Origin of the sequence: Xylanibacter rarus, from assembly GCF_001275135.1 — a bacterium.
GTDB lineage: Bacteria > Bacteroidota > Bacteroidia > Bacteroidales > Bacteroidaceae > Prevotella > Prevotella rara.
In genome coordinates this window covers 1-12,597 of sequence record NZ_LFQU01000050.1, presented here as the reverse complement: position 1 = coordinate 12,597, position 12,597 = coordinate 1, and the positions used below count along the sequence as shown (strand labels likewise).

Sequence of the window (12,597 nt, the reverse complement as noted above, 5' to 3'; positions counted from 1 at the left end):
GGATCAGGAAATTAGCTGCGCTGACCTTCAGTTTTTATATTTAATTCCGGCGGAGCGCAGATCCGCCGGAACAATAGCGAACGTAGTGCTTGCTTTCGGATTAGCTTAACTCACTTATTTTACGAAAATGAGAATCAACAGGGCTAATGTTCCGGCGGATCTGCGCTCCGCCGGAATTTAATATAAGGATTTTTCAATCCGATTACTTTCTATTTGACATCACCTTATATTTTTAATGCAAAATTATCATTGGATTTTTCATTATTCACTTCGTAAATCAGCGGTATTTTTAGCGGATCAGGAAATTAGCTGCGCTGACCTTCGGTTCTTATATTTAATTCCGGAGGAGCACAGATCCGCCGGAACATTACCAAACGTAGTGCTTGCGAGATTTGCTTCTGCTCTCACTTGCACGACAATTGCAGATCCGCCGGCACATTAGTCTTGTTGATTATTATCGATCGTAACACATTGAAAAAATCCACAAGGCATATGACTTTAACTACTATAACTACTTTAACTACTCTAACTCCAAATGATAATACCCAATAAAGCAATTGGATTTTTCACTCTTCACTTTTCGTTTTTCACTTAAAAGCTTGGCTATTGTTGCTTGATTTTCTCGCTTACGGCTTCTCCTGTGTTCTTTTTCTCGAGCTTTATTAAAAGCAGTCCTATTGCGGTCCAGATGAGTTCGCGGATGCGCACTATAAGGGCTACGAAGATGCCGGCGCTGGCAGACATGGCGAGACTGGCGGTGGACATGATGAAGCCGCCCTCACGGCCGCCGAGCTGAAGGGGAATGAAGAACAGAAGGTTGGCGAAAAGACTGGTGAAGGCCAGGATAAGCACGCATGGGGCAAAGCTGACATCCGGTGTGAGGACGCGCAGGACAAAAAGAATCTCGAATGCAGAAAGAAAGCGGCAGACAAGCTCGAGCATTACGGCAGAGACAAACGACTTCTTGTTCTGACGGTGAAGTGCCGCAATCTGGCGGTCGATGGTGTCGAGCTGTTCCTTATGCTTGTCGATAAAGTTGCGCGAGCGTTTCTTTATGCCCGGAATGTGCTTTATCAGGTTCATTATCCTTACGGCCATGCCCTTCTGATAGCCTTTGATGAAGAACCATACGCCGAGGATGCAGAATGCGCCTGAGAGCGCAAGGACTATGCCCGTTACGAAGTTTGCCTTCTCGGTGAGCAGAAAGAGCAGGATGGAGAGCAGCCAGAACAGAAAATGGCTGAATATGTGGGTCATGGCATAAAGTATGACCGACGACGAGGCACGCTCTGTGCCTATCTTAGGCGACAAGGACATCACGCGGTAAGGCTCGCCGCCCATGAGTCCGCCGGGCGTGGCGTAGTTGAGGGCAAAGCCCGAAACGGTAATCTTGTAGAGCCACCAGAAGTTAATCTTGGGCTTCTCGTCAGAGCCGCTCCTTATTATAATATACCATGTGGCGGTATTGAATATATACAGAAAGGCCCATAAGGCCACAACGGCGAAAAACCAGTAGCCGGCATGCTGAAGGCCGTCCCATACCTGTTTGAAGTCGAGTTGTGTTATCATGATGATGAGCACAACTATTCCGAACACAAAAAATGCGTTCTGATATTTCTTTTTCATATTTAATTTTTTATGTTGCCCGCCAGGCATTTCATCGCACTGTGTAATCAGACGATGCGGTTTATTATAAGTGAGTTTATGTTAAGCACGGCCATGCCAGAGCGCAGCCGGATGCCTGTCCTTGCGTTTGCAGCCTGTCTTTCTGTCGTCATAAAGGCGATGTCGTCGCCTTTATGACTTATTTTTGCAGACTTTCGGGGCAGGTCATCTGTTTGTCAGTGTCCATGCTCTGCGCTAAAGTCAAACTGCCAGCCATGCCGAATCAAGATGTCTCACCTGAAGTTATTCCTCTTTGGCGTTCTTGTCGTCGCCGCTGTTGTCCTGTTCCTTAAACTTGTTTATAGAGAACCGTGCCTTCTCGCTGTCGTCACGCTTCTCGTGATAGAGCTTCTTCAGCGGATTGTTGAAAGGCTCGTCGTATTCGATGCGGTTGCGGAAGACGTCGAGTGCGAGATATATGGCATTTCTGAAAGAGCTTTCGTCGGCCATGTTCTTGCCTGCGATGTCGTATGCCGTGCCGTGGTCGGGCGATGTGCGCACGATAGGCAGTCCGGCTGTGAAGTTTACGCCGTTGCCGAGATCGAGACACTTGAACGGAGCCAGGCCCTGGTCGTGATACATTGCCAGTACGCCGTCGAATGCTGTGTAGCTCTCATGTCCGAAGAAACCGTCGGCTGCGTATGGTCCGAAGGCACGTATGCCGTTGTCAGACAGCTCCTTGATGGCCGGTATGATAACCTCCTGCTCCTCGCGTCCCAGCAGTCCGTCGTCGCCTGCATGAGGATTGAGCGCCAGCACGGCGATGCGCGGGTTAGAGATGCGGAAGTCGCGTTTCAGCGAATTGTGGAATATCGTGGCCTTCTCTATGATGCTCTCTTTGGTTATAGCCGCAGCAACGTCTCTGATGGGCAGGTGTGTGGTTACAAGAGCCACGCGCAGCATGTCGTTGAGCAATATCATGAGAGCCTTGTCGCCATTGCCCGCACGCTCCTCGATATATTCGGTGTGGCCGCAGAAATGGAAGTCGTCGCCCTGTATGTTGTTCTTGTTGATAGGTGCCGTTACGAGCACGTCGAACAGTCCCTCCTTGTAGTCGGCCATTGCCTTTTCGAGAGCAGCGAGCGATGCCATGCCAGCCTCTTTAGACGGATTGCCAAGGTCAACCTTTATCTCCTGATCGAAAGTTGTGAGCAAGTTCACCTTGTTGTTGTGGGCTTCGGCAGCCGAGTTGATTATGGTGAAGTTGCCCTGAATGCCGAGAGCATTGCGGTGATAGGCTGCCACCTTGGGCGAGCCGTAGATGATAGGTGTGCATAATTCAAGCATGGCCGGCTCAGAGAATGTCTTGAATATTATTTCATACCCTATGCCGTTAGTATCTCCGTGCGTTATGGCAACGCGTAGTTTTCTGTTTTCCATATTCGTATATGTTTGTTATATCTGTTTCTTTCTTAACCTTATGTCAGTCGGGCTGCAGTCTGCCTTTGCTGTTACTGCCGCTGGTGGCGTGCCTGCCTAGAGTGTATAGTGCAGCCTCGGCACTCCTTATCAGGTTGCGCTTGTCGGTGCCCGGCGCATAGACAAAAGCCTCTGCCACTATGATGCGGCTGTTGACTGAGTCGACTGTAGAGAGCGACACGAACGGTCCGCCCATGGCGTCGTTGCGCATCTCCCACAGTCCGCGGCTTATCATCACGGTGCGTCCGTCTTCTGTTGCCAGTCCTGCCGTCACGCTTCCGGGAGTTGTCTGCATATACATGCCGTCGAGTTCGCCCGGTATGTTAAGTCTCATGACGCTGTCGCGCGCAGCCAGGGCGCGGTGTGCGTCGAGAGTGGTACCGCTGTATGAGTAGACGCAGATGTTGCGCATGCGGTCGGGCCTGTTGTCCGAAAGCCATATAAAGTTGCGTCCCGTCTTGCCCGCCTTCATATCGGCAGGTATGAGCATGTCCCATCCGAACATACTCCTTATGCTGCTTTCGGCCTTGCGGTTGCTTCCGGCGCGCAGCGTTGATATTGCCGTGTTTATTTCTGCCCTTGTCAGCAGACTTGTGAGCCGGTGGCCAGCCTTTGCCATATATTGGCTGAGCTGTGATGCCGACGGCGTGTTGACATATACCACGAGCTGCGGTCTTGCCCATACGTTTTTCTCGTATCTTATGCGTGTCGACGTGAACACCGCCGGATTGACGGTTACTATTACTATGCAGCGCGCCAGCCGTGTGGTCTGGTTAAAGCGTGTGGTGTCTATCAGCGACACGTCGAACATAGGCTCGCGCTGTGGCAGCGAAGGCATGTCCTGCGTCAGGACGCTGTCTGCTACGGCTGCGCAACGCCTGTCGGAAGCCACGAGCAGAACTTCGTAAGGCCGTCCGCCGCTCTTTGGCAACAGCGACTGCGGGCCGCCGCTGCATGAGCATAAGGCCACGATGGCCGTCAGGAGCAATAGCCGCAGACACTTTGTCACTTATCCTGACTCTCCTTCCTTGCCGTGCTGAGCAGTCCGCATGCAGCATAGATGTCCTGTCCGCGACTTGCCCTTATTGTTGTGAACACGCCGTGAGACGTAAGATAGTCGCGCAGCTTTTCCATTGTGGCGTCGTCGGCTCCGTGGAGGTCAACGCCAGGTATCTGATGGAATCTTATGAGGTTGATGCGGCAGTCGAGCCCCCTGAGCAGGCGGATAATCTCCTTGGCGAACACCATAGAGTCGTTGAGTCCGCCGAAGACGATATATTCGAACGACAGGCGGCGCTGATGACTAAAGTCGTAGTTGCGCAGCAGTTCAACGACATCTGCGATAGGCATGCCCTTTTCGGCAGGCATGAGCATGGCGCGCTGCTCGTGGACTGGCGAGTGGAGGCTTATTGCCACATGACATTCGCTCTCCTCGATAAACCTCTTCAGCTTGTTCTTTACGCCTACGCTGCTCACCGTGATGCGCTTGGGGCTCCATGCGTAGCCGTAGTCGGCTGTGAGAATCTCTGTAGCCCTGAGCACGTTGTCGAGGTTGTCCATAGGCTCGCCCTGGCCCATAAACACGATGTTTGTCAGCTTGTCGCGCTCGGGCAGCGAGTATATCTGATTAAGTATGTCGGTGGCTGTGAGGCTGCCCTCAAAGCCCTGCTTGCCGGTCTGGCAGAACAGGCAGTTCATCTTGCATCCCACCTGTGACGACACGCACAGCGTGGCGCGGTCTTTGTCGGGTATGTAAACCGTCTCGACAAACTTTCCGCTCTCAGTAGGGAACAGATATTTTATCGTTCCGTCAACAGACTTCTGGCAGTCGGCCGGCGGCAGGCATCCTATGCGGTAGTGCTGTTTCAGCTTTTCGCGGTTAGCTTTCGAGATGTTCAGCATGTCGTCGATTGAGCTTACGTGCTGAGTATATAGCCATTTAGCCATCTGAGCCCCCGCAAAAGCCGGCATGCCCATGGCTTTGGCAACATCTTTAAGTTCGTTAAGTGTTAATCCCAATAACGGTGTAGTGCTTTGTTCCATCTCAAAAATTCTTTGTTTACGGCCGACAAAGTTAGCTAAAAAAAGTGAGATAATCGGGATGTTTAATGTTTTTTCTTTATTATAAATGTGTTGCCATATCGTTGCATGCCGGCATTATGCAGGCCTTTGGCATGCGGAAACGCGAAGGGCGCGGCTGGGTTTTGAGTGTAATGCCGGCGGTTGGCAGTGTATATATTTGGTTTGATGGCGTGATGTTTTATGGTTAATGTAGGTTAAATTAGTATGGTTCTGTTTAACTTAAAAAGTTTAAAAGTAGCATTATTCATAACAGAGTAAGGTTTCCGGCGAGAAATGCCCGTTTTATGCCGTTATTTGTAAGATGCTGACAGTCAGATAGGTACGTGAAATTGATGCTTGGGATAGCTCGTGCGGCAGTATTTTTATGGCTTCTTTTGTGTCCGTTTTGCGTCCTTTTAGCCTCTGATTAAGGCGGTTTTGGGCACCAATAGGTATCAAGCGGCTATGTAAAAGGCGGTCTTTCGTGCTGCAAGAGCATACCTTTTGCAATACGAAAGACCACAGACTGTATGCTGATATGCCTGAAGTTGTGCTGTAAGGGCAGTTTTGGGCAGATGTATTTTGCTAAAACATGAAAAATGAAAAGTTAAAATTGTAGGTACTAAAATGTGTATTTTGTTAATAAAGGTAAATAGATTGGCGCGTCATTTCGTGAGATGCAATATCCTTGCCGTTATCCGTTGAAACGGACGCAGGGGCAAGTCATGAGGCATTGTTGCGTAAGGTGAAAACGTGTTGGTGGATATTGCCGTCATCTTTTTTGCTGATTTTGATTTTGTGCCATGTCTATTTTCGGGTAAATGCAACCGAGTTGTCAGGATTTTTGTGTACTTTTGCATGTCAATATAATTACGAGTCGCCGTGGCTTTGTTGCGTGCCTCCGCGTGTGGCGGCATGGAGCGGCAGGCGCGGCGTAACAATTTATGAAAAAACAGAAATGAGAGGAACAATAGACTGCTTCTTGCCTTGCGCTGACATCAGTGCGGTGGCCAACACCCTGCGTCAGCTTAAAGGCAGCCGCATGATACGGCATATAAACCTGATGGTTACACAAGATATGGCAATGAGCACACCCGTGCCCGAAAACTGCTCGTTTATTGCCGTCGACGGCCTGCTGTCGGCATCGGCAATGCACGCCGTAGCCGAGAGCTGCATGGCCGACTATGCACTGGTATTTCTGAAGACCGTGCCCGTAAGTCTTGGGCAGTATTCAATACAGCGCATGATGCGTGTGGCAGCCGAGACCGACGCGTCGATGGTGTATAGCGACCGCATATCGGTAGAGAACGGCGAACCAAAGCCACACCCCGTGATAGACTGGCAGGAAGGCAGTCTGCGCGACGACTTCGACTTCGGCAGTGTGGTTATGATCAAAGGCACGCTGCTCAACAGGTTTGCGCGCGACGTAGAAGAGTCGGCATACAGATTTGCAGGATGGTATGAACTGTGGCTCTATCTCAGCCGCTGCGGACGCCTGTTCCATATCAACGAGCTGCTTTACACAGAAGAGGAGAGAGACCTCAGGGCCAGCGGCGTCAAGCAGTTTGACTATGTCAACCCTGCCAACCGTGAGGTGCAGATAGAGATGGAGCAGGCCGTTACGGCACACCTGAAGGCCGTTGGCGCCCTGATCGACACATCGCTCTATCGTGAGCCCGATTTCAACGAGCAGGACTTCGAATACGAGGCGTCAGTTGTGATACCCGTACGCAATCGTGAAAAGACAATATGCGATGCCGTTGACAGCGCGCTGTCGCAGAAAACAAGTTTTCCGTTCAACGTCATCGTCGTTGACAACCATTCGACCGACAACACTACGAAGCTGCTGGAGCAGTATGCCGCGAAGAGCGACGGGCGTGCTCCTCTGATACACATCGTGCCGCAGCGCACAGACCTTGGCATTGGCGGATGTTGGAACCTTGCCATAGACGACGAGCGGTGCGGACGCTTTGCCGTGCAGCTCGACAGCGACGACCTTTATTCGTCGGAAAACACGCTGCAGACTATTGTCGACGAGTTCTACAGACAGCGTGCCGCCATGATTGTAGGCAGCTACCGTATGTGCGACTTCGACCTTAACACGCTGCCGCCGGGACTTATAAGTCATGCGGAATGGACCGACGACAACGGATGCAACAACGCCCTGCGCATCAACGGACTGGGAGCGCCACGCGCGTTCTTCACGCCGCTGCTCAGGCAGATACGCTTCCCGAACACAAGCTACGGCGAAGACTATGCTGCCGGACTGGCCTTCAGCAGACGCTATAAGATAGGCAGAATATTCACTGAACTGTATCTGTGCCGCCGTTGGGGCGGCAACAGCGACGCTGCGCTGACCGTAGACAAGGTCAACGCCAACAATCTGTATAAAGACCGCCTGCGCACCATGGAGCTGTTGGCACGTCAGCAGATGACAGCCGGCAAGGCAGACATGATGGCAGACAGTTCGCTCTATCGCTTCTTCAACAGGCAGATAGAGACGTGGAGCCTGGCACGCCACAACTTCAGAGACCTGCAGGAGGTGCTCACGCGCGACCTTAGCGACGGCGGCATGCCCCTCGTGGCACAGTTTAACCCTGCCCGCATGGTGTCAACCGGAGCTTCGATAGACAAGGCCTCGATAAGCAAGCGCCCATGCTTCCTGTGCAAGGAGAACCGTCCGCAGGAGCAGCAGATAAAGCGCTTTGACGACAACTTCGATATACTGGTTAATCCATATCCCATACTTCCCGTACACTTCACGCTGCCGGCAGTGAAGCATCAGCCGCAGCACATACTCGAATATTACGGAGAGATGCACGCCATACTGACGCAGAATCCCGACATTATGGTGTTCTATAACGGTCCGAAGTGCGGAGCCTCTGCTCCTGACCACATGCACTTCCAGGCCGGAACGAGCGGCAAGGTGCCCCTGCAGGCATCATGGTCGAGACTGGTGCGCGACATAACGGTGGTGCATGCGCTCGACGCCGACAACGACATATCAGTCATCAACAGCTGGGCCTGTCCGGCCTTGCTGATAAGGAGCCGCAATGCCGAGGCCGACGAGAGACTCTTCCGCTGTGTGTACAACGCTTTGCCTATGCACGACGGCGACATAGAGCCGATGATGAATGTAGTGAGCTGGATGTCTGCAGGCCAGTGGCTGACGGTGGTATTTCCGCGCCGCAAGCACAGACCCGACTGCTATTCGGCAGACGGTGACGCCAAGATGCTTGTCAGTCCGGGCGCGCTCGACATGGCAGGACTGATAATAACGCCGCGAAGAGAAGACTTTGAGCGGCTGACGGCAGAACAGGCCGAAGGCATATTGCGCGAGGTGGCCATCACGGATGACGAAATGTGTGAGGTTGTGGCTAAGATAAAGGCATCGGCACATTGTGGCGAGGCTCCGGGCGCAAGGCTTTACAAGCATGTTGAGCCAGAGGTGCATGTAGGCATTGTAAGCGCCGAGAGCATCTGTTTCTCGCTCAACGGCGAGTATATGGCAAAGGGCGAGGTTATCACGGGACCGCAGCAGGTGTCGTTCTCAGAGGGAGGCATCCTGTGGAACGGCAATCTTTACCGTGAACTTACGTTTACGCCTTGTGACAAGGACGCGTCGTTCTCGCTGAGCGACGTAACCATTGGAGTAAACTTCCATTGGGAACGCAAGGAGACACAGACATTCCAGGGCACGTTGAAAATAGTTGTTGAGGCCGACAAGATATGTGCCATCAACCGCCTGCCCGTGGAAAACTATCTGATAAGCGTCATCTCAAGCGAGATGAAGGCCACTTCGTCGCTTGAGTTCCTCAAGGCTCATGCCGTAATATCGCGCAGCTGGCTGCTGGCACAGATGGAGCGCCGCAAGCGTCAGAGCAGCGGAGGCAACGGATTCTTCTCGTTCATCAAGAAAGACGACGAGCTGATACGCTGGTACGACCGCGACGACCATACCATATTCGACGTGTGCGCCGACGACCATTGTCAGCGCTATCAGGGCATAACCAAAGCCAAGAACAGGCATGTGGAGCAGGCCGTGAGCGAGACTCGCGGACAGATACTGATGTCGGGCGAGGACATCTGCGATGCCCGTTTCAGCAAATGTTGCGGAGGCATAACCGAGGAGTATCAGTATTGCTGGGAAGACACGCCGCAGCCATATCTGGTAGCCCTACGCGACAATGCTTCAGGCGGAGCCGTGCTGCCCGACCTGACGAAGGAAGATGAGGCCGAGACATGGATAAGAGGCAACGGCGAAGCTTTCTGCAACACGCACGACAAGAAGATTCTGTCGCAGGTGCTCAACGACTATGACCAGGAGACTGCCGACTTCTACCGCTGGAAGGTGGAGTACACACAGGAGCAACTGGCAGGACTTATTGCTGCCAAGTTGAAACTGGATCTCGGTGATATTGTCGACCTGCAGCCTGTTGCCCGCGGAAAGAGCGGACGTATATGGAAGCTGAAGATTGTGGGCACGAAGGGCTCGTTCACCATCGGTAAGGAGCTTGAAATAAGGCGCGTGCTGAGCGAGAGCCATCTTTACAGCAGTGCGTTTGTCGTTGACAAGGCTGACATCAGCAACGGCGTGCCGCAGCGTTTTGTCCTTACAGGTGCAGGCTGGGGCCACGGAGTAGGCCTCTGTCAGATCGGTGCTGCCGTGATGGGCGAGCGCGGATATAAGTATGATGAGATACTTCTGCACTACTACCGAGGTGCGGAAATAAGAAAAATATATGGTTAACATAAAACTTTGAACAAGAAAATGAATTCTGGTAAGAAGTTGAGCAGGAACCCCTGGAGCTGGGTTCCTACACTATATTTTGCCGAGGGACTGCCTTATGTGGCTGTGATGACAATTTCGCTCATCCTGTATAAGCAGCTCGGACTGACAAACGCAGAGATTACGTTCTACACCTCGTGGCTGTATCTGCCCTGGGTAATAAAGCCGCTTTGGAGTCCGTTTGTAGATATTGTCAAGACCAAGCGCTGGTGGATAATCACCATGCAGCTGCTCATCGGTGCGGCTTTTGGCGGCGTGGCGTTCACCATTCCCACCAGTTTCTGGCTTCAGGGCACGCTGTTTTTCTTTTGGGTGATGGCGTTCAGCAGTGCTACGCACGACATAGCGGCCGACGGCTTCTATATGCTCGGCATGGACCAGCATAAACAGGCCTGGTTCGTAGGTATCAGAAGTACGTTCTACAGGTTTGCGACAATATTCGGACAGGGAGTTCTTGTGATGATTGCAGGTAACTTGCAGGTGCTTTTCCGCAACAGCATAAAGTATTCGTGGAGCCTTATGTTCTATGGCGTTACGGGCTTGTTCATAGCCTTGTGGCTGTGGCACAGCCTGGTGTTGCCGTGTCCTGTGTCAGACCGCGGACTGCGCAATGCCGGTGCACGTGAGGTGTGGACAAAGCTGGTGTTGTCTGTAAAGACGTTTTTCACCAAGATGCCGGCAAAACAGGTGCTCATAGCTTTCCTGTTCATGCTCTTTTACCGTATGCCCGAAGGACTGCTTGCGAAGGTTTCTTCGCTGTTTCTTATCGACAGCGGAAGCAATGGCGGACTGGGACTTTCACCTCAGGAGTATGGCTTTGTGCAGGGCACGGTTGGCATAATAGGACTTACGCTCGGAGGAATTTTAGGAGGAATGGCTGCCGGACGCGACGGACTGAAGAAGTGGCTGTGGCCCATGGTGTGCGCCATAACGCTGCCTGACCTTGTCTATGTTTATCTGAGTTACGCCATGCCCGACAGTTTCATTATTATCAACGTGTGCGTGTTTATTGAGCAGTTTGGCTATGGCTTCGGCTTTACGGCTTACATGCTCTACCTTATTTATTATAGTCAGGGTGAATATAAGACGTCTCACTATGCACTGTGTACGGCGCTGATGGCGCTGTCGATGATGCTGCCCGGACTTGTGGCAGGATATCTTCAGGAGCTTGTGGGCTATCTGTGGTTCTTCATCATAGTTGTCATTCTTTGTATCATCACATTCCTTGTCGCGGCATTTGTCGACATAGATCCTGAGTTTGGCAAGAAAGAACATGAGGAGCGGCAATAAGCCGGGCTGCATGTTATGGTGTGTATGAAGAGATTGCAGCATATATGATATTATGTGACGTTTCTGCTGCCAGACAAAAGTCTGGCGGCGGAAGCGTCAACTTTATATTGAGGATAAAATAATTATCGGTTTTTATAAATATTGGTTTACAGGTAAAAATGATGGATAAGAAAACGCGTGAAAAGAAAATCTACAAGGTGACTGTGCTAGGAAGCGTGGTCAACATTGTTCTTGTCGTGCTGAAGTTTGTGTTCGGAATACTTGGACATTCGGCCGCCATGATAGCCGATGCTGTCCATTCATTGTCAGACTTGATAACGGATATTGTCGTTCTGCTGTTTGTCAAGCTGAGCAACAAACCGCAGGACAGCGACCACGATTATGGACACGGCAAGTATGAGACTCTTGCAACATCGCTAATCGGACTGGCTTTGCTCTTTGTGGGAGTGATGATTTGCTATGGCGGAGTGGAGAAAATCATAATGGCCCTTAACGGTGAGCCGCTTCAGCAGCCAGGATATGTGGCATTCATTGCCGCTGTGCTCAGCGTGGTTCTAAAAGAGTGGGTTTATCGTTTTACTGTTAAGGTTGGCAAGGCTGTCGACTCTCAGGCTGTCATCGCTAATGCATGGCATCACAGAAGCGATGCATTCTCGTCAATAGGTACGGCTTTGGGTATTGGCGGAGCCATATTCCTGGGCTCCCGTTGGGCCGTGCTTGACCCGATAGCAGCTGTTGTTGTGAGTCTGTTCATCATCAAGACAGCCCTGACACTGATTCGTCAGGCATCTGATGAACTGCTGGAAAAGAGTCTTTCTGATGATGTGGAGAAAGAGATAAAGAGCATTGCCGAAAGTGAGATCGGCGTGAGCGGAATACATAACCTGCGCACAAGGCGTATAGGAAACAACATAGCGATAGAGATGCACCTGCGTATGCCGGGAGACATATCTCTTTATGAGGCCCACAGAAGGGCAAGCGATATAGAAGAGAAACTGCGTGAGCATTTTGGTGAAGATACTCATGTGGGGCTTCATGTTGAGCCGTTGAAGGTTGACGGCAAATATGTGGCTCCTGAGAATGACGGAGAGAAATAATCCGTAACGCCTCGTATGAACTGAAAGCTGAATGTGAAATTTGAGGCGTAAGATGTGAAATATGCTGCTGTCAGGCTTGCTTTTATGGCTGTTCAGCAGTGGGGTAATGGCCATTCATCACACCAACTTGGGTGTCTTGAATGGCTTAATGTTTACTGTCCGAAAGGTGTGAAAAAGTAGAATGTTTACTTTTTAATGTAATTTGTTTATCCTGTTTTTGTAGGGTTTGTTGTAATTTTGCCTTTGAAATAAGATAAATGGAAATATATTTATGTA

At 51.2% G+C, this 12,597-nt stretch carries 7 protein-coding genes; 3 read left to right on the top strand and 4 right to left on the bottom strand.

Translation table 11 applies throughout. From position 1 onward, the window contains the following. Nucleotides 1–603 precede the first annotated feature (603 nt). The 4 genes from ACU52_RS14110 to rlmN form a co-directional block, all read right to left on the bottom strand. Nucleotides 604–1,626 (bottom strand): lysylphosphatidylglycerol synthase transmembrane domain-containing protein, encoded by a 1,023-nt coding sequence (locus ACU52_RS14110; RefSeq protein ID WP_053399257.1) that lies wholly within the window; start codon nt 1,624–1,626, stop codon nt 604–606. Between the two features lie 282 nt (nt 1,627–1,908). Further along, nucleotides 1,909–3,045 carry a 4-hydroxythreonine-4-phosphate dehydrogenase PdxA gene (pdxA, locus tag ACU52_RS14105; RefSeq protein ID WP_053399256.1) on the bottom strand — a complete coding sequence of 379 codons (1,137 nt, stop codon included), beginning with the start codon at nt 3,043–3,045 and terminating at the stop codon, nt 1,909–1,911. A gap of 43 nt (nt 3,046–3,088) precedes the next feature. After that, the gene (locus ACU52_RS14100) at nt 3,089–4,093 is read right to left on the bottom strand and encodes a DUF4837 family protein (RefSeq protein ID WP_082335312.1); all 1,005 of its coding nucleotides are present in this window, start codon (nt 4,091–4,093) and stop codon (nt 3,089–3,091) included. After that, on the bottom strand, nt 4,090–5,127 hold the full coding sequence (gene rlmN, locus ACU52_RS14095) for a dual-specificity RNA methyltransferase RlmN (protein ID WP_053399254.1): 1,038 nt from the start codon (nt 5,125–5,127) through the stop codon (nt 4,090–4,092). The genes ACU52_RS14100 and rlmN overlap by 4 nt, the downstream gene beginning before the upstream one ends. A 976-nt stretch (nt 5,128–6,103) precedes the next feature. On the opposite strand from rlmN, the gene ACU52_RS14890 reads away from it, so the two are divergent. From ACU52_RS14890 to ACU52_RS14080, 3 genes are all read left to right on the top strand, one after another. Beyond that, nucleotides 6,104–9,895 (top strand): DUF4922 domain-containing protein, encoded by a 3,792-nt coding sequence (locus tag ACU52_RS14890; RefSeq protein ID WP_082335314.1) that lies wholly within the window; start codon nt 6,104–6,106, stop codon nt 9,893–9,895. A 21-nt stretch (nt 9,896–9,916) separates the two neighbouring features. Next, nucleotides 9,917–11,224, top strand: coding sequence for an MFS transporter (locus ACU52_RS14085; RefSeq protein WP_021853475.1), 1,308 nt, complete (start codon nt 9,917–9,919; stop codon nt 11,222–11,224). A 161-nt stretch (nt 11,225–11,385) separates the two neighbouring features. Beyond that, nucleotides 11,386–12,321, top strand: a complete 936-nt coding sequence (locus tag ACU52_RS14080) for a cation diffusion facilitator family transporter (RefSeq protein ID WP_082335311.1) — start codon at nt 11,386–11,388, stop codon at nt 12,319–12,321. Nucleotides 12,322–12,597 lie beyond the last annotated feature (276 nt).

Excerpts from the sequence above, each read along its gene's own strand:
- pdxA (WP_053399256.1), bottom strand. The coding sequence starts at position 3,045 with ATGGAAAACAGAAAACTACGCGTTGCCATAACGCACGGAGATACTAAC.
- ACU52_RS14085 (WP_021853475.1), top strand. The coding sequence starts at position 9,917 with ATGAATTCTGGTAAGAAGTTGAGCAGGAACCCCTGGAGCTGGGTTCCT.
- rlmN (WP_053399254.1), bottom strand. The coding sequence starts at position 5,127 with ATGGAACAAAGCACTACACCGTTATTGGGATTAACACTTAACGAACTT.
- ACU52_RS14080 (WP_082335311.1), top strand. The coding sequence starts at position 11,386 with ATGGATAAGAAAACGCGTGAAAAGAAAATCTACAAGGTGACTGTGCTA.
- ACU52_RS14890 (WP_082335314.1), top strand. The coding sequence starts at position 6,104 with ATGAGAGGAACAATAGACTGCTTCTTGCCTTGCGCTGACATCAGTGCG.
- ACU52_RS14110 (WP_053399257.1), bottom strand. The coding sequence starts at position 1,626 with ATGAAAAAGAAATATCAGAACGCATTTTTTGTGTTCGGAATAGTTGTG.